The organism is Streptomyces venezuelae ATCC 10712 (assembly GCF_008639165.1).
In the GTDB taxonomy this organism is placed as follows: domain Bacteria; phylum Actinomycetota; class Actinomycetes; order Streptomycetales; family Streptomycetaceae; genus Streptomyces; species Streptomyces venezuelae.
In genome coordinates this window covers 2,468,585-2,492,400 of the sequence record NZ_CP029197.1, presented here as the reverse complement: position 1 = coordinate 2,492,400, position 23,816 = coordinate 2,468,585, and the positions used below count along the sequence as shown (strand labels likewise).

At 71.6% G+C, this 23,816-nt stretch carries 20 protein-coding genes; 9 read left to right on the top strand and 11 right to left on the bottom strand.

What is annotated here, in order from left to right; genetic code table 11:
- Positions 1-70: 70 nt before the first annotated feature.
- Together DEJ43_RS11425 and DEJ43_RS11420 are read right to left on the bottom strand one after the other, a co-directional pair.
- Positions 71-1,867 carry a LuxR family transcriptional regulator gene (locus tag DEJ43_RS11425; protein WP_015033509.1) on the bottom strand — a complete coding sequence of 599 codons (1,797 nt, stop codon included), beginning with the start codon at positions 1,865-1,867 and terminating at the stop codon, positions 71-73.
- Between the two features lie 92 nt (positions 1,868-1,959).
- Entirely contained in the window at positions 1,960-3,330 is a 1,371-nt protein-coding gene (locus DEJ43_RS11420) for an FAD-dependent oxidoreductase (protein ID WP_015033508.1), read from the bottom strand.
- A gap of 254 nt (positions 3,331-3,584) precedes the next feature.
- On the opposite strand from DEJ43_RS11420, the gene DEJ43_RS11415 reads away from it, so the two are divergent.
- The 4 genes from DEJ43_RS11415 to DEJ43_RS11400 all read left to right on the top strand — a co-directional run bounded on the left by DEJ43_RS11415 (position 3,585) and on the right by DEJ43_RS11400 (position 6,247).
- A complete protein-coding gene (locus DEJ43_RS11415; RefSeq protein ID WP_015033507.1) occupies positions 3,585-3,890 on the top strand; it encodes a hypothetical protein in 306 nt (101 codons plus the stop codon).
- Between the two features lie 463 nt (positions 3,891-4,353).
- Complete coding sequence (locus DEJ43_RS11410; RefSeq protein ID WP_015033506.1) at positions 4,354-4,569, top strand: hypothetical protein; 216 nt, start codon at positions 4,354-4,356, stop codon at positions 4,567-4,569.
- 91 nt (positions 4,570-4,660) lie between these two features.
- A complete protein-coding gene (recO, locus tag DEJ43_RS11405) occupies positions 4,661-5,410 on the top strand; it encodes a DNA repair protein RecO (protein ID WP_015033505.1) in 750 nt (249 codons plus the stop codon).
- A 12-nt stretch (positions 5,411-5,422) separates the two neighbouring features.
- Positions 5,423-6,247 carry an isoprenyl transferase gene (locus DEJ43_RS11400; protein ID WP_015033504.1) on the top strand — a complete coding sequence of 275 codons (825 nt, stop codon included), beginning with the start codon at positions 5,423-5,425 and terminating at the stop codon, positions 6,245-6,247.
- Between the two features lie 88 nt (positions 6,248-6,335).
- Here the strand turns inward: DEJ43_RS11400 and DEJ43_RS11395 are convergent, their stop codons facing one another.
- The 4 genes from DEJ43_RS11395 to DEJ43_RS11380 form a co-directional block, all read right to left on the bottom strand.
- A complete protein-coding gene (locus DEJ43_RS11395; protein ID WP_041662368.1) occupies positions 6,336-6,746 on the bottom strand; it encodes a Fur family transcriptional regulator in 411 nt (136 codons plus the stop codon).
- Positions 6,747-6,818: 72 nt separating this feature from the next.
- Positions 6,819-7,712, bottom strand: a complete 894-nt coding sequence (locus DEJ43_RS11390) for a metal ABC transporter permease (protein WP_015033502.1) — start codon at positions 7,710-7,712, stop codon at positions 6,819-6,821.
- Positions 7,713-7,728: 16 nt separating this feature from the next.
- The gene (locus tag DEJ43_RS11385; RefSeq protein ID WP_015033501.1) at positions 7,729-8,496 is read right to left on the bottom strand and encodes a metal ABC transporter ATP-binding protein; all 768 of its coding nucleotides are present in this window, start codon (positions 8,494-8,496) and stop codon (positions 7,729-7,731) included.
- Positions 8,497-8,522: 26 nt separating this feature from the next.
- Positions 8,523-9,512, bottom strand: coding sequence for a metal ABC transporter substrate-binding protein (locus tag DEJ43_RS11380; RefSeq protein ID WP_015033500.1), 990 nt, complete (start codon positions 9,510-9,512; stop codon positions 8,523-8,525).
- Positions 9,513-9,678: 166 nt separating this feature from the next.
- On the opposite strand from DEJ43_RS11380, the gene DEJ43_RS11375 reads away from it, so the two are divergent.
- Positions 9,679-11,058 carry a glycine--tRNA ligase gene (locus DEJ43_RS11375; protein ID WP_015033499.1) on the top strand — a complete coding sequence of 460 codons (1,380 nt, stop codon included), beginning with the start codon at positions 9,679-9,681 and terminating at the stop codon, positions 11,056-11,058.
- A 112-nt stretch (positions 11,059-11,170) separates the two neighbouring features.
- Here the strand turns inward: DEJ43_RS11375 and DEJ43_RS11370 are convergent, their stop codons facing one another.
- The 4 genes from DEJ43_RS11370 to DEJ43_RS11355 form a co-directional block, all read right to left on the bottom strand.
- Complete coding sequence (locus tag DEJ43_RS11370; protein ID WP_015033497.1) at positions 11,171-11,932, bottom strand: VC0807 family protein; 762 nt, start codon at positions 11,930-11,932, stop codon at positions 11,171-11,173.
- 108 nt (positions 11,933-12,040) lie between these two features.
- Positions 12,041-12,631, bottom strand: coding sequence for a TetR/AcrR family transcriptional regulator (locus DEJ43_RS11365; RefSeq protein WP_015033496.1), 591 nt, complete (start codon positions 12,629-12,631; stop codon positions 12,041-12,043).
- Positions 12,632-12,675: 44 nt separating this feature from the next.
- On the bottom strand, positions 12,676-13,713 hold the full coding sequence (locus DEJ43_RS11360) for an aldo/keto reductase (protein WP_015033495.1): 1,038 nt from the start codon (positions 13,711-13,713) through the stop codon (positions 12,676-12,678).
- A gap of 152 nt (positions 13,714-13,865) precedes the next feature.
- Positions 13,866-15,338 (bottom strand): MFS transporter, encoded by a 1,473-nt coding sequence (locus DEJ43_RS11355; RefSeq protein WP_015033494.1) that lies wholly within the window; start codon positions 15,336-15,338, stop codon positions 13,866-13,868.
- 110 nt (positions 15,339-15,448) lie between these two features.
- On the opposite strand from DEJ43_RS11355, the gene DEJ43_RS11350 reads away from it, so the two are divergent.
- A complete protein-coding gene (locus tag DEJ43_RS11350; RefSeq protein WP_015033493.1) occupies positions 15,449-16,336 on the top strand; it encodes an MmyB family transcriptional regulator in 888 nt (295 codons plus the stop codon).
- 88 nt (positions 16,337-16,424) lie between these two features.
- On the opposite strand, the gene DEJ43_RS11345 is transcribed toward DEJ43_RS11350, so the two are convergent.
- The gene (locus tag DEJ43_RS11345; protein ID WP_015033492.1) at positions 16,425-17,882 is read right to left on the bottom strand and encodes an MFS transporter; all 1,458 of its coding nucleotides are present in this window, start codon (positions 17,880-17,882) and stop codon (positions 16,425-16,427) included.
- 52 nt (positions 17,883-17,934) lie between these two features.
- On the opposite strand from DEJ43_RS11345, the gene dusB reads away from it, so the two are divergent.
- From dusB to DEJ43_RS11330, 3 genes are all read left to right on the top strand, one after another.
- The gene (dusB, locus tag DEJ43_RS11340; RefSeq protein ID WP_041662365.1) at positions 17,935-19,074 is read left to right on the top strand and encodes a tRNA dihydrouridine synthase DusB; all 1,140 of its coding nucleotides are present in this window, start codon (positions 17,935-17,937) and stop codon (positions 19,072-19,074) included.
- Positions 19,075-19,440: 366 nt separating this feature from the next.
- Positions 19,441-22,152 (top strand): pyruvate, phosphate dikinase, encoded by a 2,712-nt coding sequence (ppdK, locus tag DEJ43_RS11335; protein ID WP_041662363.1) that lies wholly within the window; start codon positions 19,441-19,443, stop codon positions 22,150-22,152.
- A gap of 622 nt (positions 22,153-22,774) precedes the next feature.
- Positions 22,775-23,797 (top strand): ArsR/SmtB family transcription factor, encoded by a 1,023-nt coding sequence (locus DEJ43_RS11330; protein WP_015033489.1) that lies wholly within the window; start codon positions 22,775-22,777, stop codon positions 23,795-23,797.
- Positions 23,798-23,816 lie beyond the last annotated feature (19 nt).

Below are 23,816 nucleotides of genomic sequence, written 5' to 3'. Positions count from 1 at the left end.
CTAGCCGGGCGCGCCCCCGGCCCGCATCGCCCGAACCGCCCATGCGCCGGGCGTCGGCCGGATGGGCCGTTCAGACCAGGCCGTGCGCGTACGCGTAGGCGGTCGCGGAGGCGCGGGAGCCGACGCCCAGCTTGGCGAAGATGTTGTTCAGGTGTCGGGCGACGGTGTGCTCGCTGATCACCAGGGTCCGGGCGATGTCCTTGTTCGTCCCGCCCTCGGCGACGAGCCGCAGCACCTCCGCCTCCCGCGCGGTGAGCCCGCCCGGCAGCCGCCGCCGGGACCCGCCGGTGAGCAGGGCCGCCGCGCGCCGGGCGTCCGGGACGGCCCCGAGCCGTTCGAAGGCCGCCCGGGCGGCTCCCAGTTCGAGGCGGGCGCCCTCCTCGTCGCCCGCCGCCCGGTCGGCGGCCGCGAGCAGCATCCGTACCTGCGCGGCCTCGTACGGCACGCGCAGCTCCAGCCAGCCGGCGAGCGCCCGCCGCAGCGGCAGCAGCGCGTCGGAGCCCTTCCGCGCGAGCGCCACCGAGCCGACGGCCGTGTCGGCGAGCGCCCGCAGCAGCGGTACGGCTCCGGCCCCGTCCCCGGCGAGGGCGTCGAGCTCCGCCGCCGCCCCGGCGGCCCCGGCCACGTCGCGGACCGCGAGCGCCACCTCCGTACGGGCGGCGAGCAGCCGGGCCCGGCCCAGCACGTCGTGGTCGGGTGCGCCGCGGCAGGCGAGGGCCAGCTCGACGCCGGCGACCGCCGCGTCGGCCCGGCCCTGGGCGAGGCGGAGCAGCGCGAGGCCGGGCTGCGGGATCCTGCCGAGCTCGTGGGCGTGACCGTACGAGACGGCGGCGGCGTCCAGGCGGCCCTGCCGGCGCTGGACGTCCCCGGCGGCGTAGTACGCGGCGGCGGCCGACTCCAGACAGTCCACCGGCACCTCACGGCAGGCCTGCCGGGCCTCCGCCTCGGCGAGCGCCCAGGCCCCGAGGAGGTCGAGCACCTCGACCCGGTGCGCCCGGCAGACGCCCCGGAAGGGGTTCTCGCCGGAGGGGACGGTCATGGGCAGGGAGGCGGGGTTCCCCGGGTCCCGGGCGGCGGCAGGGCCGTCGGGGCCGTCGGGGCTGTCCGGGCCGTCCGGCGGCGGGTGGCCGGTCCACGGCGGGGCGCACCACTCCATCGCCGCGTTCGTCCACTCCACGGCCCGCGCGAAGTCGGCGGCCTCCATGCACTGGGTCAGGGCCAGGCAGTACAGCCAGCCGGTGAACATGCCGCTCAGCTCGCCCGCCGTCACCGCGCACATCGCGTCGTCGAGGCGGGCGAGGCCCTCGGCCCTGCGTCCCGCCGCGAGCAGCACGCGGGACTCGGCCTGGCGGCTGAGGGCGAGCAGGTCGGGGCTGCCGGAGGCGAGGGCGAGGCCGGTCATCCGGTGGACGGCGGCGAGGGCGGCCGCGTGGTCGCCGTGCGCCTCGGCCTCCTCGGCGTCCGTCCAGGCCAGGAAGCACTGCTCCGGGCAGTCGGGGAGGTCCGCCAGGTGGTGCCGGGCCCGGTGGAGCCAGCCGGCCGCCGCGGCGGGGCGGCCGAGGCCGGCGTACTCGTAGTGGAGCCACCAGGAGGCCAGGCCGGCGCCCCGGTGGTCGTCGGCCGCGAGGAAGGCGGCGTGTGCCCGGAGCCGGGCGGTGACGGACTCGTCGAGGTGCCCGGACCACCAGGCGGCGTCCGCGAGGACGGAGAGGTCGTCCGCGGTGAGACCGCGCGAGGGGTGCCGGTCGTGGGCGTGCAGCAGCTCGTACGCCTCGGTCCAGGACTCGCGGGTGGCGGCGTCCCTGGCGCGCTCGACCGCGTCGGCGGCGGCTGCCGTGTGACGGGTGCGGATCGTGGGTGCGGACATGGCTCTCGCCCCTTCCCGGTCCTTTCAGGGTAGGGCCGGGAAGGGGCGGGGGCCTGCGAAGGGGTGGGGACCCGGAGGGGCCCCGAGGGGGTCTACTCGATCGCGCCGCTGGCGCGCAGCATGTCCTCGCGCTCGACGATCTTCACGCGCTCGCGGCCCTGCGGCTCGCCGAGCGCCTTCTCGGCGGCGTCCAGGGCGTACCAGCCCTCCCACGTGGTGTACGTGAGGCCCTTGCCCTCCAGGAAGGACACGACCGCGTCCTCCTCCGGGGTGTCGGGGGTGAGCAGCCGGCCGTGGGCGAAGTCGTCCAGGAGGTTCGCCACGGTCTCGTTGGCGTCGCCCTTGGTGTGGCCGATCAGGCCGACCGGGCCGCGCCGGATCCAGCCGGTGCAGTACGTGGAGGCCATGTGCTCGCCGGTCTCCTCGATGACCCGGCCGCCCTCGTCCGGGACGGTGCCGCTGGCGGTGTCCCAGGGGAGCTTGGGCAGCTCGTCCGAGAGGTAGCCGACGGCGCGGTAGACGGCCTGGACGTCCCAGTCGGTGGTCTGGCCGGTGCCCTTCACGTTCCCCGTGCCGTCCAGCTCGGTGCGCTCGGTGCGCAGGCCGACGACCTGGCCGTCCTCGCCGAGGATCTCGACGGGCGACTCGAAGAAGTGCAGGAAGAGCTTGTGCGGGCGGTCGCCGACGTCACGGATCGCCCAGTTCTCCAGGGTCTTGGCGACCATGTCGGTCTGCTTGTTCTTGCGCCGCTCGGCGATCGAGCCCTCGTCGTAGTCGATGTCCTCGGGGTTGACGATGACCTCGATGGTGGGGGAGTGGTCCAGCTCGCGCAGCTCCATGGGGCTGAACTTGGCCTGGGCCGGGCCACGGCGTCCGAAGACGTGGATCTCGACGGCCTTGTTGGCCTTGAGGCCGTCGTAGACGTTCGGCGGGATCTCGGTCGGCAGCAGCTCGTCGCCGGTCTTGGCGAGGATGCGGGCGATGTCGAGGGCGACGTTGCCGACGCCGAGGACGGCGACCTTCTCCGCGTCGAGCGGCCAGGTGCGCGGGACGTCCGGGTGGCCGTCGTACCAGGACGCGAAGTCGGCGGCGCCGTACGAGCCGTCCAGGTCGACGCCCGGGATGCGGAGTTCGCGGTCGGCCATGGCGCCGGTCGAGAAGATCACCGCGTCGTAGAAGGCGCGCAGGTCGTCGAGGTGGATGTCGGTGCCGTAGTCGATGTTGCCGAAGAGGCGGACCTGCGGCTTGTCGAGGACCTGGTGGAGGGCGGTGATGATGCCCTTGATGCGGGGGTGGTCGGGGGCGACGCCGTAGCGGATGAGGCCGAAGGGGGCGGGCATCCGCTCGAAGAGGTCGATGGACACGCCCGGCTCGGCGGCGGCCTCGGACTTCAGCAGCGCGTCGGCGGCGTAGATGCCGGCGGGGCCGGCGCCGACGATCGCGACCCGGAGGGGGCGGGGCATGACTGGGTTCCCTTCGCAAGCGACATGGCGGCGGAGCCGCCGACACTTAGGTCACCCTAAATAACGCCTCGCGCGGAGTGGTACCCGCCCCCGGTCTATGGACCCATAAGACGAACTTATGACTTCCCAAAGGGAACGCTGGAGTCCACCTCCCCCGAGGGTACGGGCTCGCATTCACTTGACGCCTTGTCCGCCGAAATACAGACTGTCCAGTGAAATAGGACGTGGCAAGCTAGCGGTAGGAAGAGGACGTCATGCGCGTGATGATCTGGTACTCGGTCAAGCCCGAGCTCGTCGACCAGAGCGTGGAGCTGCTCGACGCGGTCTACAAGGACCTGGAGGAGAGCCGCCCGGACGGTCTCACGTACGAGACCTTCCAGCTCGACGGCACGGCCAGCTTCGTCGCCCTCATCGAGACCGAGGGCGACCCGGTCGCCGCCCCGCACCACCGACTGGCCTCGTTCCAGCGCTACCGGGCGGCCCTGAACGCGATCTGCACCCAGCCGCCCCAGGTGGCCTACGTCAACGAGGTCGGCGTCTACCGCTCGGTCCCGGCCTGACCCGAAAGGCATGGAAAGGCCTTCTCCGGGAAAGCGGTGGGGAGCGCGGCTTTCCGCTGATTTCTCTCCACGGGTGTGCGACGACACCGCGGGTTTTCGATGCGCCGGCCCGGTCCGTCGCGCATTTCGAACTTGAGTGCCTCTTCGGTCATGACTAACTCACCAAGCCCACAGCGCAGTTGCACGACCTGCGCGTCTGCCGATTCTACGGATCCCGCCTCACCCTGGTGAGGCGAAGCGGGAAATGGATTCAGAAAGGCATACGTTGGTGAAGGAAGACATCATGAAGACGACCACGGGGGCCATCGAAGCCGCACGAGAGGCAGTGACGGAATTGCGCGAAGCGCTCCTCCGTCGCCCTCGCCGTCGATCCTCCGGGGCCGTTCGTCGCATGGGGACGCCGCACGGCGGAAACGGCACGGCTCCTCGCCGCCGCCGTCCCGCCTGGGGAGGAGGACAGGTCATGACACTGCCCATCGGGTCGTACGTCGTCGAGATCCGCACCGGCCGCGTCGGGAGGGTGATGGGCCACGAGGGGCCCTACGTCCAGATCCGGCCGCTCGGCGGCGGAAGGGAATGGGACGTGGAGCCCGACGGGGTGCGGGAGGCCACCTCGGCCGAGCGGCTGAGCGCGGCCACGGCGCACGTGAACGCGCGGAGCCGCGGCGAGGTCCCCTGACGGCGCACGACACCACGGCCCCCTCGGGAGAGGGGGCGGCCGTGCGACCGAGGCGTTCGGACCTCCGGGCCGCGTACGCGAGAATGGGCGCATGAGTCTGTTCCGCGACGACGGCATCGTGCTGCGCACCCAGAAGCTGGGTGAAGCGGACCGCATCATCACGCTCCTCACCCGCGGCCACGGCCGGGTCCGCGCCGTGGCGCGCGGAGTGCGCCGGACGAAGTCGAAGTTCGGGGCGCGGCTCGAACCGTTCTCGCACGTGGACGTGCAGTTCTTCGCCCGGGGGAGTGAGCTGGTCGGACGCGGGCTGCCGCTCTGCACCCAGAGCGAGACCATCGCCCCGTACGGCGGCGGGATCGTCACCGACTACGCCCGCTACACCGCCGGCACCGCCATGCTGGAGACGGCGGAACGGTTCACCGACCACGAGGGCGAGCCCGCCGTGCAGCAGTACCTGCTGCTCGTCGGCGGCCTGCGGACCCTCGCGCGGGGCGAGCACGCCCCCCATCTGATCCTCGACGCCTTCCTCCTCCGCTCGCTCGCCGTGAACGGCTACGCGCCGAGCTTCGAGGACTGTGCCAAATGTGGCATTCACGGGCCGAACCGGTTCTTTTCGGTCGCGGCGGGCGGTGTCATATGCGGCGACTGCCGGGTGCCCGGAAGCGTCGTACCCTCTCCGGAGGCCATCGGCCTGCTCAGCGCGCTGCTCACCGGCGACTGGGCGACGGCGGACGCGTGCGAGCCGCGTCACGTCAGGGAGGGCGGCGGACTCGTGTCCGCCTATCTGCACTGGCACCTGGAGCGCGGCCTGCGCTCCCTGCGGTATGTGGAAAAGAGCTAGGAGAGACCACCCATGGCCATCGCACGACTGCTCGGTCGCCAGCGCCGGGAGTACACCACCCCCGAGCCGCACCCCTCCGGCGCCCGGCCGCCGAAGCTCCAGTCCGAGCTCGTCCCGGAGCACGTCGCGATCGTCATGGACGGCAACGGCCGCTGGGCCAAGGAGCGCGGCCTGCCCCGCACCGAGGGCCACAAGGTCGGCGCCGAGCAGGTCCTCGACGTGCTCCAGGGCGCGATCGAGATGGGCGTGGGCTCGATCTCGCTGTACGCCTTCTCCACCGAGAACTGGAAGCGCTCCCCCGAGGAGGTGCGCTTCCTGATGAACTTCAACCGCGACTTCATCCGCAAGTCCCGCGACCAGCTCGACTCCCTCGGCGTGCGGGTGCGCTGGGTCGGCCGGATGCCCAAGCTGTGGAAGTCGGTGGCCAAGGAGCTCCAGGTCGCGCAGGAGCAGACCAAGGACAACACCAAGCTCACCCTGTACTTCTGCATGAACTACGGCGGCCGCGCGGAGCTCACCGACGCGGCGCAGGCGCTCGCTGAGGACGTGCGGGCGGGCCGGCTCGACCCGGCGAAGATCACCGAGAAGACCATCCAGAAGTACCTCTACTACCCGGACATGCCGGACGTGGACCTGTTCCTGCGGCCCAGCGGCGAGCAGCGCACCTCCAACTACCTGATCTGGCAGAGCGCGTACGCCGAGATGGTCTTCCAGGACGTGCTGTGGCCCGACTTCGACCGCCGCGACCTGTGGCGGGCCTGCGTCGAGTTCGCCCAGCGCGACCGCCGCTTCGGCGGCGTCGACCCGGCCGACCTGGCCGTCCTCGACAAGGCCTGAACGCCCGCGGGGTGTGACAGGCGCGCGTGAAGGCCCGTACCCCGGGACGGGTACGGGCCTTCACGTATGTCAGGTCACCGCGCGGAGGTCACTTCCCGGCGCACTCCGCGCAGGTGCCGAAGATCTCCACGGTGTGCGCCACGTTCACGAAGCCGTGCTCCGAGGCGATCGTCTCGGCCCACTGCTCCACCATCGGGCCCTCCACCTCCACGGCCTTGCCGCAGACCCGGCACACCAGATGGTGGTGGTGGTCGCCGGTCGAGCAGCGGCGGTACACCGTCTCGCCCTCGCTGGTGCGCAGCGCGTCGACCTCGCCCGCGTCCGCCAGGGACTGCAGCGTGCGGTAGACGGTGGTGAGGCCGACCGAGTCGCCGCGGTGCTTGAGCATGTCGTGCAGCTCCTGGGCGCTGCGGAACTCGTCCACCTCGTTCAGCGCCGCCGACACGGCGGCCCGCTGCTTGGTGGAGCGGCCTCGTACGGGGGGTCCTGCCGTCACCACGGGGGCCTCCTTGAATTCCTTGTCTGCCCCCGCCATTCTGCCAGCCCCCCGGGCCGCCGGGCCCGGTCCCGATCAGACCTTCACGTCGTCCGCGGGCCGCCGGGTGGCCGGAACCGGTGCGTCACAGCTCTCCGCGTCCGCCTCGGCCGCCCGCGCCCGCCGTTTGGCGAGCGGCGTGGCGAGCAGGGTGAGCAGCACGAAGACGCCGATCGCGTACAGCACGATCGTCGCGCCGGGCGGCACGTCCTGGTAGTACGAGGTGACCGTGCCCGCCAGGGTGACCGTGATGCCCGTCACCACGGCGAGGACGAAGGTCGCGCGGAAGGACTTCGACAGCTGCTGGGCCGCCGCCACCGGCACCACCATGAGCGCGCTGACGAGCAGCAGGCCGACGACCCGCATGGCGACCGTGACGGTGACCGCGGCCGTGACCGCGATCAGCAGGTTCAGGGCGCGCACCGGAAGGCCGGTGACGCGGGCGAACTCCTCGTCCTGGCTGACCGCGAAGAGCTGCCGGCGCAGCCCGACGGTGACCAGGATCACGAAGGCGGCGAGGATCCCGATCGCGGTGATGTCCTCGGTGGAGACCGTGGAGAGCGAGCCGAACAGGTACGAGCTGAGGTTGGCGTTGGAGCCGGTCGGCGAGAGGTTGATCAGCAGGACGCCGCCCGCCATGCCGCCGTAGAAGAGCAGCGCGAGCGCGAGGTCGCCGCGGGTCTTGCCGTACGCCCTGATGAGCTCCATCGCGACCGAGCCGGCGACGGCGACCAGGGTCGCCATCCAGACCGGGCTGGAGTTCAGCAGGAAGCCGAGGCCGACACCGGTCATGGCGACGTGCCCGATGCCGTCGCCCATCAGCGCCTGGCGGCGCTGGACGAGGTAGATGCCGACGGCGGGCGCGGTGATGCCGACGAGCACGGCCGCGAGGAGCGCGCGCTGCATGAAGGCGAGCTGGAGGAATTCCATGGTCAGGTCAGCTTCCTCAGGTCAGCAGACCCGTACGGAGCGGCTCACCGGCCGCATGCGGATGGACGTGGTCGTGGCCCGGCAGGGCGTGCTGGCCGAGGGCCTCCGGCGGCGGGCCGTCGTGCACGACACAGCCGTCGCGGAGCACCACCGCCCGGTCGATGAGCGGCTCCAGCGGGCCCAGCTCGTGCAGCACGAGGAGGACGGAGGTGCCGCTCGCGACCTGCTCGCGGAGGGTGGCGGCCAGGATCTCCTGGCTCGCCAGGTCGACCCCGGCCATCGGCTCGTCCATGATCAGGAGTTCGGGCTCGGAGGCGAGCGCGCGGGCGATCAGGACCCGCTGGTGCTGGCCGCCGGAGAGCGCGGAGACGGAGTCGTCGGCGCGGTCGGCGAGCCCGACGAGCCGGATGGCCCGCTCGACGGCGGCCTTGTCGTTCCTCGTCAGCCAGCCGAACGGGCGTCGGGCCAGCCGGCCGGAGGAGACGACCTCGCGGATGGTGGCGGGGACGCCGCTCGCCGCGGTGGTGCGCTGGGGCACGTAACCGACCCGGGCCCAGTCGCGGAAACGCTTCCGCTCGGTGCCGAACAGCTCGATCGCGCCGCCGGTCAGCGGCACCTGGCCGATGACGGAGCGGACGGCGGTCGACTTGCCGGAGCCGTTCGCGCCGAGCAGGGCGACGACCTCGCCGCGGTGGACGGTGAGGTCGACGCCGCGGAGGACGGGCCGGGCGCCGAGGGCCGCCGTGGCCCCGCGGACGGAAATGACGGGTTCCGGGGCTGCCATGGCTCGTACCTCCTGCTGTGCGGTGATCACTTGGCGCCGAGGGCCTTCTGCAGCGCGGCGAGGTTGGAGCGCATGACCTCGATGTAGTCATCGCCCTTGGACGCGTCCGTGATTCCCTCCAGCGGATCGAGCACGTCGGTCTTCAGACCGGCGTCGCCCGCGAGGGTCTTCGCCGTCTTGTCGCTGGCGAGGGTCTCGAAGAAGACGGTGCTGACCTTGTCCTTCTTCGCGATGTCCTGGAGTTCCTTGATCCGGGCGGGGCTCGGCTCGGACTCGGGGTCGATGCCGGAGATGCCCTCCTGGTCCAGGCCGTAGCGCTCGGCGAGGTAGCCGAAGGCGGAGTGGGTGGTGATGAAGGTCTTCGTGGTGGTGTTCTTCAGGCCGTTCACGAAGGCGGTGTTCAGGCCGTCGAGCTTCTTGACGAGCGCGTCGGTGTTCTTCTTGTAGTCGGCGGCGTGGGCCGGGTCGGCCTTCTCCAGGGCGGCGCCGACGCCCTTGGCGACCTCGGCGTACTTCACGGGGTCGAGCCAGATGTGGGGGTCGGCGCCGGCCTCGGAGCCGTGGTCGTGGCCGGCCTCATCGGCGCCGTGCTCGCCCTCGGCGTGGTCGTGGCCCTCGTGGCCGACCTCGGTACCGTGCGCCTCGAGCTTCGTGAGGGTGGCGGCGTCGACGGTGTGCTTGACGCCGGCCTGGGCGATCGCGTCGTCGACGGCGGGCTGGATGCCCTTGAGGTAGAGGACGACGTCGGCCTCGCCGAGCTCGCCGATCTGCTTCGGCTTGAGCTCCAGGTCGTGGGGTTCGACGCCGGGCTTGGTGAGCGTGTCGACGGCGACGTGGTCGCCGCCTATCTGCTCGGCCAGGTACTGCATGGGGTAGAACGACGCCACCACGTCCAGCTTGCCGCCGCTGCCCTTGTCGGCCGCGTCGGAGGTTCCGGCGCAGGCGGAGAGGGTGACGACGCCGAGCGTGACGGCTCCGGCGAGGGCGGTGGCGGGTATCAGGCGACGTACGTTCATGACACTCATTTTCAACAAAACTGGAAACGATTGTCAATTGTCGTACGTGTGGTCCCGCCCACGGGGCCCCCGCCCGGGCCCGACCACCGAACCGATTTGATACGGGGGGTGCGGGCGCCGGTAACCTGAGGCATTCGCACTTCGTCGTCGTAATGAAGAGAGCACCGTGGCCGCCGACAAGATCGACACCATCGTCAGCCTGAGCAAGCGCCGTGGCTTCGTCTACCCGTGCAGTGAGATCTACGGCGGCCAGCGCGCCGCCTGGGACTACGGACCGCTGGGTGTCGAACTCAAGGAGAACCTGAAGCGTCAGTGGTGGCGTTACATGGTCACCGCGCGCGAGGACGTCGTCGGTATCGACTCGTCGGTCATCCTGGCCACCGAGGTCTGGGAGGCCTCCGGCCACGTCGCGACCTTCACCGACCCGCTGACCGAGTGCACCTCCTGCCACAAGCGCTACCGCGCCGACCACCTGGAGGAGGCGTACGAGGAGAAGCACGGCCGTCTCCCCGAGAGCCTCACCGACCTCAACTGCCCCAACTGCGGCAACAAGGGCACCTTCACGGAGCCCAAGCAGTTCTCCGGCCTGCTCTCCACCCACCTCGGCCCGACCCAGGACAGCGGCTCCGTCGCCTACCTGCGCCCCGAGACGGCCCAGGGCATCTTCACCAACTTCGCCCAGGTGCAGACCACCTCGCGCAAGAAGCCCCCGTTCGGCATCGCGCAGATGGGCAAGTCCTTCCGGAACGAGATCACTCCGGGCAACTTCATCTTCCGCACGCGCGAGTTCGAGCAGATGGAGATGGAGTTCTTCGTCAAGCCGGGCGAGGACGAGCAGTGGCAGGAGTACTGGATGGAGCAGCGCTGGAACTGGTACACCGGCCTGGGTCTCCGCGAGGAGAACATGCGCTGGTTCGAGCACCCGAAGGAGAAGCTCTCCCACTACTCGAAGCGCACCGCCGACATCGAGTACCGCTTCTCGTTCGGCGGCAGCGAGTGGGGTGAGCTCGAGGGCGTCGCCAACCGCACCGACTACGACCTGAGCGCCCACGCCAAGGCCTCCGGCGCCAACCTGTCCTTCCTGGAGCAGGAGTCGGGCGAGCGCTACACGCCGTACGTCATCGAGCCCGCGGCCGGTGTCGGCCGCGCGATGCTCGCCTTCCTGCTCGACGCGTACATCGAGGACGAGGCGCCGAACGCCAAGGGCGTCATGGAGAAGCGCACCGTGCTGCGCCTCGACCACCGTCTGGCCCCGGTCAAGGTCGCCGTCCTGCCGCTGTCCCGCAACCCGCAGCTCTCCCCGAAGGCCAAGGGCCTCGCGGCGGACCTGCGGCAGAACTGGAACATCGAGTTCGACGACGCCGGCGCCATCGGCCGCCGCTACCGCCGTCAGGACGAGATCGGCACGCCGTACTGCGTCACCGTCGACTTCGACACCCTCGACGACAACGCGGTGACCGTGCGCGAGCGCGACACCATGAAGCAGGAGCGCGTCTCCCTCGACCAGATCCAGAGCTACCTGGGCAGCCGCCTGCTCGGCTGCTGACCTCCGGTCGCTTACGGGAGAGCCCCCCGGTTCCGTCAGGAACCGGGGGGCTCTCCCTTTGCCGGGCCGGGCCGGGGCCAGGCCGGGGGGCGGGCTGGGATCAGGCCGAGGATCAGGCCGGGGTCGGGCCCGGTCGGGCCGCCCGCGCGGCCGCCTCGGCCTCGGCCTCAGCCTGGCGCCGCTCACCCTCGGCGGCCCGGCGCTTGCCGAACCAGGCCGTCCACACCCCGAGCGCGCCGAGCACGCCGTAGATCATGAGCGGGCTGAGCGTCACCATGGTCGAGGTGCTCAGGGTGAAGGCGAGCCCCACCCGCACCAGCGCCTCGGCCACGTACGCCACGCCCCACACCAGCGTCATCGTGCGCATGGTGGAGCGGAAGCCCTCGTACTGCCACATGCCGTTCCACCAGGCGGTGCTCGCCGGGGTGCCGTCGGTGGCGAACTTGCGGCCGAAGTAGAACATCAGCGGTCGCGGCGCGAGCAGGGTGGCCAGGCAGAGCAGCCCGAACAGGCCCGTCACCCCCGAGTCCTTGACCAGCAGCGCCCGCGCGGTGTGCGCGCCGATCAGCGAGACGAGCGCCGTGATCACCAGGAACACCAGGGTGACGACGGCGAACTCGTCGACCTTGCGCCGCCAGGCGACCATGATCGCGCTGTCCAGGACGGGCCAGGCGCTGCCGGCGAGCAGGGCGGTGAACTCGGACCAACCGTGGTCCTCGGTCAGGATGTTGTACGTGAGGATCGGCGCGACGACGTTGAGCCCGATGGTCAGGACCCAGCCGGCGGCCGAGGCGCCCCCGGAGCGGGGCGGCGGTCCCGGCCGCCCGTCGGTCGTGGTGGCCGGTGCGGCCGGTGGCCGCTCGTGCGCGGACATGGTTTCCCCCTGGAGGCGTCTCGGTCGCGGTGCGGGGGAACGCTAGTCGGCATCCGGACAGGGAAGGGGAAAATCCGAGCCAAATGATCTTCAAAAGGAGCGTGCGGGTCAGGCCCGCAGCGCGCGCTGCGTCAGGGAGATGACCGCCGCGAACGCGTCCTCGATGTCCGTCGTCGACCAGTCGGCGGCGTGCGCCGGGTCGTGGAAGCGGTCGGTGGCGTCGAAGACCGCCCGGGCCGTCGTCGCGTAGTCCCGCTCCGGCGCGGCGAACACCCCCTCGCGGTGGCCGTCCTCCACGATGCGTGCGATCTGCTCCACCAGATGGTCCTCGTGCCGGTGGACCACCGCGCTGTTCTCACCGATCAGCACCTGGAAGGTGGCCATCAGCTCCGGGTCCCCGCCCGCCTTGCGGCGCTTGAGGGCGAACAGGGCGGTCAGCCAGCCGGTCAGCCGCTCGTCGGCGGAGCCCGGCGCCTCCACGTACGGCTCGAGCGCGACGATCGTGCGCTCCAGCCACCGCTCGGTCACCGCCTCGCGCAGCGCCGCCTTGGTGCGGAAGTGCCGGTAGACGCTGCCATGGCTGACGCCCAGCACCCGCGCCACGTCCACGACGGTCGCCTTCGCCGGACCGTAACGCCGCAGCACCTCCTCGGTGGCTTCGAGGATGCGCTCGGCGGTGAGGGTCTCGGTGGCGGCCATGGAATGACACTACCTGTCAGTCATCGGCGTCCGGGGGCCGCCGGTCAGCGCTCGCTGTCCAGGTGGGCCATCTGCGACGCGGGGTAGCGGTCGCCGGAGGCCGCGCCGGCCGGGACGGCCTCCTCGATGGCGGCCAGGTCGGCGGCGTCCAGGGTGATGTCCAGGGCGCCGAGCGCCTCCGCGAGGCGGTCGCGGCGGCGGGCGCCGATCAGCGGGACGATGTCCACGCCCTGCCGCCCGGCCTGGGCCAGGACCCAGGCGATCGCGGTCTGCGCGACCGTCACGCCCTTCGCCTCGGCCAGCGCCCGCAGCCGGTCCACCAGGTCGAGGTTCCGCTGGAGGTTCTCGCCCTGGAAGCGCGGGCTCATGCCCCGGAAGTCGTTCGCCGCCAGCTCCCGGTCCCGGGTGAAGTGGCCGCTGATCAGGCCGCGCGACAGCACCCCGTACGCCGTGACGCCTATGCCGAGCTCACGGGCGGTGGGGAGGATCTTCTCCTCGATGGAGCGGGAGATCAGCGAGTACTCGATCTGCAGGTCCGAGATCGGCGCCACGGCCGCCGCCCGGCGCAGGGTGTCCGCGCCGACCTCGGAGAGCCCGATGTGCCGCACGTGCCCCGCCTCGACCAGCTCGGCGATGGCGCCGACGGTCTCCTCGATCGGCACGTCCGGGTCGACCCGGGCGATCCGGTAGATGTCGATGTGGTCGGTGCCCAGGCGCTGGAGCGAGTACGCCGCGAAGTTCTTCACGGCGGCCGGCCGGCCGTCGTACCCGGTGAAGCCGCCCTCGACCGTGCGCAGCGCACCGAACTTCACGCTGGTCAGCGCCTGCTCGCGGGCGGCCGCTGGGGCCGTGCGCAGGGCTTCGTTGATCAGTAGTTCGTTGTGGCCCATCCCGTAGAAGTCGCCGGTGTCGAGCAGGGTCACCCCCGCCTCCAGGGCGGCGTGGATCGTCGCGACCGACTCGGCGCGGTCGGCCTCACCGTACAGCGCGGACATGCCCATGCAGCCGAGGCCGAGGGCGGAGACCCGCGGCCCGGTGGTGCCGAGCGGGCGGGTGGGGACGGGACGCCCGGTGGTGGTCATGGCGGTCTCCTCGGGTTCGGGAAGCGATGGATCGGTGTGACACCACAACCATGGCATGACCGATGACAGATTTCAATATCTGTCATTCCTTCGAGTGGTGCGGGGCGAACCCACCCCAGGGGAGCCGAGCCGACGCCGGCCGGCGGCGGCACCTACCCCGCCGACCTCGGCAGCCGCACCGACAGCGCCACCGTCACCGCCACCATGGCCAGTTGGGCCAGCAGCGTCACCGTCAGCGCCGTACCGGCGGCCGCCCCGCCGGAGCCGGCCAGGCCCAGATAGAGGGAGCCCAGGGTCGCGACCCCCAGCGCCAGGGCGGACTGCTGGGTCGTCACCATGACGCCGCTGCCCACGCCCGCGCGTTCCCCCGGCACCTCCGAGAGGATCACCCGGAACAGCACCGGCAGCTGGAGCCCCTGGCCCAGGCCCGCGATCGCCATGCCCGGCAGCAGCAGCACCACCGAAAGGTCCGGCCAGGCCCGCCAGACCGTCACCGCGAGCAGCCCGATGCCGAGGCCCTGGACCAGGCCGCCGGCCGTCACCACCCGCGTCCCCCACCGCCGCACCAGCCGGGGACCCGCCAGCGAGGCCCCGAAGAACGCCACCGCCATCGGCACCAGCGCCGCGCCCGAGGCCACCGCGCCCATGCCCAGGCCCTGCTGGAGCGCCACCGCGATCACGAACATGAAGCCGCCGAAGCCCATGCAGAGCGGCAGCAGCAGCACCAGCCCGCGCCGCAGCGAGACCAGACCGAGCAGGCTCGGCGGCACCAGCGGCGTGCCGCCGCCGGCGTCCGCCCGCCGCTCGATCCGCCGCTCCACCCGCCAGAACGCCACCGCCGCGAACGGGAACACGGCCAGCGCCACCCACGTCCACACCGGCCACCCCGCCGCCCTGCCCTCGGTCAGCGGCGCGAGCAGCGTCACCAGGGCGAGCCCCAGCAGCAGCGTCCCCGGCACGTCCACCGGCGCCGGCCGCTCCGAGCGGGTCTCCGGCACCTCACGGATGGCGAGCACCAGCCCCGCCACCGCCACCGGCACGTTCACCAGGAACACCGCACGCCAGCCGAGGCCCCAGAGGTCGGCGGCGACCAGCACCCCGCCCAGGATCTGCCCGGCCACCATGGAAAGCCCCGCGGTCGCCCCGTACAGACTGAGCGCCCTGGCCCGCCGGGGGCCCTCCGTCGAGGCATGGATCGTCGCGAGCACCTGCGGCAGCATCAGCGCCGCCGCCGCGCCCTGCGCCCCGCGCGCCCCGACCAGCGTCCAGGCGTCCGGGGCGAGCCCGCACGCCAGCGAGGTCAGACCGAAGGCGGCCATGCCCGCGAGGAAGAGCCGACGGCGCCCGAACAGGTCGCCGAGCCGCCCGCCGAGCACCAGCAGCACCGCGTACGTCAGGCCGTACCCGGCGACGATCAGTTCGAGCAGTGCGGGGCCCGCCGCCAGGTCGTGGTCGATGGACGGCAGGGCCACGTTGACGATGGAGAAGTCGACCAGGGGCAGCGAGGCGCCGAGGAGGACGGTGAACAGGCCGAGCCGCCCGAGCGCGGGCCGGCCGTGGACGACGGGCGGAGCGCCGCCCGCAGGAGCGAGCGGGGAACGGGGAGAGGGGGAGGTCGTAGTCACGCGACCGACGATCCGCCGTCGCTCAGCCTGGTACCAGAGTGTCTTTATCCTGGTAGAAACACCACCTGGCAACGGGCTGTCCCGCCCCGCACCCTGAGAGCGTGACGACCATGACGACCGCCGAACCCGGCACGCGGCGACACGAACTCGCCGCCTTCCTGCGCAGCCGGCGCGAGCGCATCACCCCCGAGCAGGTCGGCCTGCCCCGGGGGCGCCGCCGCCGCACCCCCGGCCTGCGCCGCGAGGAGGTCGCCCACCTCTCCGCCGTCGGCGTCACCTGGTACACCTGGCTGGAGCAGGCGCGGGACATCCAGGTCTCCCCGCAGGTCCTCGACGCCCTCGCCGGCGCCCTGCTGCTCGACCCGACCGAGCGGAACCACCTCTTCGCCCTCGCCGGACAGAGCGACCCGCACCCCGAGACGACCTGCCCGGCCGTCACCCCCGCCCTGCGCGCCCTGCTGCACCAGCTGGAACCCGTCCCCGCCTGCATCCAGAACAGCCGGTACGACTTCCTCGCCTACAACCGCACCTTCGGGCGGCTGTACCGCGACCTGGACGCGCTGCCCCGCGAGGACCGCAACACCCTCTGGCTCGCCTTCACCGACGAGGAGTTCCGCGCCGCCTTCACCGACCTCCCCGAGGTCCTGCGCTCGATGGTCGGCAAGCTCCGCGCCTCCATGGCCGAGCACCTCGCCGAGCCCGCCTGGAAGGCGCTGGTCCGGCGGCTCCACGACGCCTCCCCGGAGTTCCGCGAGCTCTGGGCCCGGCACGACGTCGCCGACCTCGGCAGCCGCGCCAAGGTCATCCGCAACGCCCACGTCGGTGTCCTGCGCCTGGACCACACCAACCTCTGGCTCGGACCGGCCGCCGGGCCGCGCCTCGGCACGTACGTCCCCCTGGACGAGGCGTCCCGGGCGGGGCTCGAACGGCTCCTGGAACTGGCCGTACGGGAAGAGGCGGCGGCCCCGGAGGCCGCCACCGCCCTCACCGCGGCCTGACCCGGGCGTCCTTCCAGGGCCCCCCCTCAGCCGCCTGAGCCGCGCGTCCTTCAGCGCCGCCTGACCCGGGCGCCCTTCCTGAGCCCCCTCACCGCCGCCCCAGCCCCCGGCCCTTCTCCGGGGCCGGGCGCGGGTCGGCCTCGGTGGCCAGACAGGCCGCCGTCCGTTCCGCCGTGCGCCGGGCCCACTTCCCGCTGGTCAGCGCCCCGACCGTCAGGACCGCGAGACCGCAGGCCGTCACCACCCAGTAGCCGGGCCGCGCCGCCACCACGAAGTCGTCCGGGGACATCCCGGCGCCCACCCCCGTCGCGAGCACCGTGCCGACCACCGCCACCCCGAGCGTCTGCCCCACCTGGCGGCTCGTCGAGGCCACCGCCGCCGCCACCCCGGCCTGCGCCCGTGGCATGCCCGAGACCGCGGTGTTGGTGATGGGGGCGTTGACCAGGCCGAAGCCGATGCCGAAGACCACGTACCCGGCGAAGAGCAGCGGATCGTGGGTCTCCGCCCCGAACGCGGCGAAGAGCAGCGCCCCCGTCGCCATCGCCGTGCCCGCGAGCAGCAGCGGCACCCGTGGCCCGCGCGCCCCGGTGAGCCGCCCCGACAGCGGGGCGAAGACGAAGGTCATGCCCGCCATCGGCAGCATGTAGAGGCCCGCGCGCAGCGGGGAGAGGCCGCGCACCTCCTGGAGGTACAGCGTGTTCAGGAAGAGGAAGCCGCCGAAGCCCGCGAAGGCGCAGATCGCGACGACGGTCGCCCCGCTGAACGGCGCGCTGCGGAAGAACCGCAGGTCGATCAGGGGCTCGCGGCGCCTCGGCTCGTACCACAGGAGTCCGGCGAGGGCCGCGGCGGCGATCCCGGCGAAGAGCGGGTCGGTCTCGATGATCGCGTACGTGAGGGAGCCGAGGAGCGCCGCCACGAGCAGCTGTCCGACCGGGTCGGGGCGGCGGGGCCTGGGCGCCCGGGACTCCGGGACGTACCGCAGGGTGAGCAGCAGGGCGGTCAGGGCGACCGGCAGGTTGACCCAGAAGATCGCCCGCCAGCCGACGGACTCGACGAGCAGCCCGCCCACCAGCGGACCCAGGGCCATGGAGATCCCGACGACGCCGCCCCAGACGCCGATGGCACGCGCGCGTGCCGCCGGTTCGGTGAAGGTGTTGGTGATGATCGACATGGCGACCGGGTTCAGCATGGAGCCGCCCACGGCCTGCACCGCGCGGAAGGCGATCAGCGCCTCCAGGCTCGGGGCGAGCGAGCAGAGCAGCGAGCCGAGCGCGAAGACGACGAGGCCGGTCACAAAGACCTTGCGGCGGCCGACGCGGTCGGCGGTGGAGCCGGAGAGCATGAGCAGCGAGGCCAGGACGAGGGTGTACGCGTCGATGACCCACTGCAGTCCGGAGACGGAGGCGCCCAGGTCGCGCCGCAGGGAGGGCAGGGCGACGTTGAGCGCGGTGTTGTCGAGGCTGACGATCAGCAGACTCATGCAGCAGATCGCCAGGACGACGAGCTGTCGGCTCCGGGGGAGCTGCGCGGGTGTGAGCTCCGGCATGTTCGGATAGTACGGCTAACTAATGACCGGCGCAGTGCGCGACAATGGCTCAATGACCGCGTTCTCCCCCCTCGCCATCGGGCCGCACATCGTGCAGCCGCCGGTGGTGCTCGCCCCGATGGCCGGCATCACCAACGCCCCCTTCCGTACCCTCTGCCGTGAGTTCAGCGGCGGCAAGGGACTGTTCGTGAGCGAGATGATCACGACGCGCGCCCTGGTCGAGCGCAACGAGAAGACGATGCAGCTCATCCGCTTCGACGCGACCGAGCAGCCGCGCTCCATCCAGCTGTACGGCGTGGACCCGGTGACGGTCGGCAAGGCCGTGCGGATGATCGTCGACGAGGACCTCGCCGACCACATCGACCTGAACTTCGGCTGCCCGGTGCCCAAGGTGACCCGGAAGGGCGGCGGCTCGGCCCTGCCCTACAAGCGGCCGCTGCTGCGCGCGATCCTCCACGAGGCCGTGACCAACGCGGGCGACCTGCCGGTCACGATGAAGATGCGCAAGGGCATCGACGACGACCACATCACCTTCCTCGACGCGGGCCGGATCGCGGTGGAGGAGGGCGTGACGGCGATCGCCCTGCACGGGCGGACGGCGGCCCAGCACTACGGCGGCACGGCGGACTGGGACGCGATCGCGCGGCTCAAGGAGCACGTGCCGGAGATCCCGGTGCTCGGCAACGGCGACATCTGGTCCGCCGACGACGCGCTGCGGATGATGCGGGAGACGGGCTGCGACGGCGTGGTCGTCGGCCGTGGCTGTCTCGGTCGCCCGTGGCTCTTCGCGGACCTGGTGGCGGCCTTCGAGGGCACGGGCGGCGGGTACGCGCAGCCCGGGCTGCGGGAGGTCGCGGACGCGATGGTGCGGCACGCGCGGCTGCTCGGCGAGTGGCTCGGCGACGAGGCACGCGGTGTCATCGACTTCCGCAAGCACGTGGCCTGGTACCTGAAGGGCTTCTCGGTGGGCTCCGAGATGCGCAAGAAGCTGGCGATCACCTCGTCCCTGGACGAACTGAGCGCTCAGTTGAGCGAGCTGGACCTGGACCAGCCGTGGCCGGTGGGTGCCGACGGTCCTCGGGGTCGTACGTCCGGAAACAACCGAGTTGTCCTGCCGGACGGCTGGTTGAAGGACCCCTACGACTGCTCCGGCGTGAGCGAGGACGCCGAGCTGGACACGTCCGGCGGCTGAGATTCGGCCCTGATCCGGCCGTTCCGAAGGAGTGATCCTCGCCACCCTTGAGGGGGGTGGTGCTCAGATGAGCAGGTTACGGGCGGCTGCATCGCCTGAAGGGTGGCACGGGGTGCCACCCTTTTTGCGTTCAAGAGTTGAACGCAAGTGCTTCGATGTGCGCTCATGTGAGCGAGTTCTCTCTGCTTTGGGTCATGGCGGCTTCGGGGCCTGAAAGCGGCGGCTACTTGCTGGTTACTTTCGAAGTGCTGGCGGACGGGTGGTTAAGGCCACGTGACCGCTAGGCGTACCTCCCCAGAAGCCTTCGATCTGGGTATGTTCCTCGCCGTCAGGGCAGCCAACCGAGTCATCGAGGAGTCGGGACCCGTGTCGGAAAACAATGATCAGAAGTTCGTGTACGACTTCACCGAGGGCAACAGGGACCTGAAGGACCTGCTCGGTGGCAAGGGCGCGAACCTGGCCGAGATGACCAACCTCGGTCTGCCGGTCCCCCCCGGGTTCACGATCACCACCGAGGCGTGCAAGGTCTACCTCGAGAGTGGCTCGGAGCCGGTCGAGCTCCGCGACGAGGTGACCGCCCACCTCGACGCCCTCGAGCAGAAGATGGGCAAGAAGCTCGGCCAGGCCGACGACCCGCTGCTGGTCTCCGTGCGCTCCGGGGCCAAGTTCTCCATGCCGGGCATGATGGACACCGTCCTCAACATCGGCCTCTCCGACGAGTCCGTCGCCGGCCTCGCCCGCCAGGCCGACAACGAGCGCTTCGCCTGGGACTCGTACCGCCGTCTCATCCAGATGTTCGGCAAGACCGTCCTCGGCGTCGACGGCGAGCTCTTCGAGGACGCGCTGGACGAGGCGAAGACCGCGAAGAAGGTCGCCAGCGACACCGACCTCGACGCCGCCGACCTGAAGAAGGTCGTCGAGCACTTCAAGAAGATCGTGAAGGCCGAGACCGGCCGCGACTTCCCCCAGGACCCGCGGGAGCAGATGGACCTCGCCATCGAGGCCGTCTTCAACTCCTGGAACACCGACCGCGCGAAGCTGTACCGCCGCCAGGAGCGCATCCCGGGCGACCTCGGCACCGCCGTCAACGTCTGCTCGATGGTCTTCGGCAACCTCGGCCCCGACTCCGGCACCGGTGTCGCCTTCACCCGCGACCCCGCCTCCGGCCACGAGGGCGTCTACGGCGACTACCTGCAGAACGCGCAGGGCGAGGACGTCGTCGCCGGCATCCGCAACACCGTGCCGCTGGCCGACCTCGAGTCGATCGACAAGACGTCGTACGACCAGCTCATGGACATCATGAACACGCTGGAGACCCACTACAAGGATCTCTGCGACATCGAGTTCACCATCGAGCGCGGTCAGCTCTGGATGCTCCAGACCCGCGTCGGCAAGCGCACCGCCGGTGCCGCCTTCCGCATCGCCACCCAGCTCGTGGACCAGGGCCTGATCGACGAGGCCGAGGCGCTCCAGCGCGTCACCGGCGCGCAGCTCGCCCAGCTGATGTTCCCCAAGTTCGACGAGGACGCCAAGGTCGAGCAGATCGGGCGCGGCATCGCCGCCTCCCCGGGCGCCGCCGTCGGCAAGGCCGTCTTCGACTCGTACACCGCCGTCAAGTGGTCCCGGTCCGGCGAGAAGGTCATCCTGATCCGCCGCGAGACCAACCCGGACGACCTGGACGGCATGATCGCCGCCGAGGGCATCCTCACCTCCCGCGGCGGCAAGACCTCGCACGCCGCCGTCGTCGCCCGCGGCATGGGCAAGACCTGTGTCTGCGGCGCCGAGGAGCTGGAGGTCGACACCAAGCGCCGCCGGATGACCACGGCCGACGGCCAGGTCGTCGAGGAGGGCGACGTCGTCTCCATCGACGGCTCCACCGGCAAGGTCTACCTCGGTGAGGTACCCGTCGTACCGTCCCCGGTCGTCGAGTACTTCGAGGGCCGCATGCACGCCGGCGCCGACGACGCCGACGAGCTGGTCCAGGCCGTGCACCGGATCATGGCCTACGCGGACCGCGTCCGCCGGCTGCGCGTCCGCGCCAACGCCGACAACGCCGAGGACGCCAACCGCGCCCGCCGCTTCGGCGCCCAGGGCATCGGCCTCTGCCGCACCGAGCACATGTTCCTCGGCGAGCGCCGCCAGTTCGTCGAGCGGCTGATCCTGGCCGACACGGACGCCGAGCGCGACGAGGCCCTGGAAGCCCTGCTGCCGCTGCAGAAGACCGACTTCGTCGAGCTCTTCGAGGCCATGGACGGGCTGCCCGTCACGGTCCGGCTGCTCGACCCGCCGCTGCACGAGTTCCTGCCCGACATCACCGAGCTCTCGGTGCGCGTGGCCCTCGCCGAGTCCCGCAAGGAGCCGCACGAGAACGACCTGCGCCTGCTCCAGGCCGTGCACCGGCTGCACGAGCAGAACCCGATGCTGGGTCTGCGCGGTGTCCGTCTCGGCCTGGTCATCCCCGGCCTCTTCACCATGCAGGTCCGGGCGATCGCCGAGGCCGCGGCCCAGCGCATCGACGCCAAGGGCGACCCGCGCGTCGAGATCATGATCCCGCTCGTCGGCACCGTCCAGGAGCTGGAGATCGTCCGCGAGGAGGCCGAGCAGGTCATCGCCGAGGTCCAGGCCCGCACCGGCGTCGAGCTCAAGCTCGCGCTCGGCACCATGATCGAGCTGCCGCGCGCCGCCGTGACCGCCGGTCAGATCGCCGAGGCCGCGGAGTTCTTCTCCTTCGGCACCAACGACCTGACGCAGACGGTGTGGGGCTTCTCCCGCGACGACGTGGAGGCCTCGTTCTTCACCGCGTACCTGGAGAAGGGCATCTTCGGCGTCAGCCCGTTCGAGACCATCGACAAGGACGGTGTCGGGGCGCTCGTGCGCAGCGCCGTGGAGGCCGGCCGGGCCACCCGGCCCGACATCAAGCTCGGTGTCTGCGGCGAGCACGGCGGTGACCCGGAGTCGGTGCACTTCTTCCACGAGGTCGGTCTGGACTACGTGTCCTGCTCGCCCTTCCGGATCCCGGTGGCGCGTCTGGAGGCCGGCCGCGCGGCGGCCGAGTCGAAGGGCAGCGACAGCCGCTGAGTCCTGCTGAACGGGGGGTCAGGAGTGGCGGTCGGGCCCTCCTGAACCCCCGTTCAGCAGCGGGGATCCACGGACCGCTCCGGTACCACCGGGGCCGCCGCCGGTCACCTCACCACCCTCACCGGCGGGCGGCGGGCCCGGAATCACAGAGACGGGACGGACACCTTTGTGCGGAGGTGTCCGTCCCGTCGTTTGTTTGTTGAGCGGATGTGAGGAGTTGTTCAATTGCGCCTGATTGAATTATTGGCCATTGAACTTCTTCGCCACTCGGGGGCTAGTCGGAGGCTAGTCGAGGGCTACGCGGCGGCTACTCCGCAAAGGTCCCGCCGCAAAGAATGGAGCGGGCGCGACCCCCGGATCCCCACCCGGAGGCCGCGCCCTTTACCGATGCCGGGCAGGTGAGCCGCAACCTCGCCGACCGCCGCCGGACGGGCAAAGCCCCCCACGGTCTTCACCACGTCACCTCGGTCCTGAAGGTTTCCTGCCCGACCCGTACAGCTTTTCGGTTCCGCCCCGATTGCCGCGATGCTTTTCAACTGTGGCTGAAACACCCTGGTAACGTGCAGTGATGCTGTGCATACTCGTCGTCGGGGGTGGTTGCGAGTGCACAGGTGGGGACGTCATGCTGCGGATTCATTTCACCGGAAACGACTTGGCGGGGGTGCGGACGGCCGCCAGGCCTGACGTTCTGTGGGAAACGATTCTCAGCTTTCACCGTTTAAGGGACCGGCGCGGCCCCGTCGTCTTCGGAGAATGGCGATCCGAAACCCGGATGCGGCTCGGCGGTGAGACCCGGCTCCTCGCGGCGCTGGTCCCCAGCCGCGGCTATTTTCCCGACTTCCTGACGCCCGCCGAGGGCGTCCACGGGCTCGACGAGGGCCTCCAGGCGATCCGCGCGACCGACTCCGGCCGGCTCCGCGGCGAGCTCTCCCTGTTGGCCGCCGACCGCTCCGGCGGGCGGACCGTGCCCCATTCGCTGCGCGCCCTCGCCGACGGCGGCGCGGCGCCCTTCGACCGGCTCGTGGGGGCGCTGCGGAGCTACCACCGGGCCGCCGTCGAGCCGTACTGGCCGCACATCCGGGCCCGCGTCGAGGCCGACCGGGCCCGCCGCGGCCGCGCGCTCCTGGACGGCGGCGCCGACGAACTCCTCGCCTCGCTGCCGCCGATGCTGCGCTGGCGCGCGCCCGTCCTGGAGGCCGACTACCCGGTCGACCGGGACGTCCACCTGGACGGGCGGGGACTGCTGCTGCAGCCCTCGTACTTCTGCCGGGGGACCCCCGTCGTGCTGCGCGACCCCGCGCTGCCGCCGGTCCTCGTCTACCCCGTCACCCATGGCGAGGCGCCGACCGTGCGCGCGCCCGGCGGCTCCTCGCTGGCCAAGCTGGTCGGCCAGACCCGCTCGGCGGTCCTGCACGCGATCGGCGACGGCGGTACGACGAGCGAGCTGGCCCGCCGGGCCGGGGTGTCGCTCGCCTCCGCGAGCCAGCACGCGGGCGTCCTGCGGGAGGCCGGGCTCATCGCGACCCTGCGCCACGGGAACGCGGTCCTGCACACGCTGACGCCGTTGGGCGCCGCCCTGCTCGGCGGCGCCCAACGGACGGTGGACCTGCGGTGCTACGCGCGGAACGGGGCTGTCATCTCGTAGCCGCCCCGGGGCCTGTCAC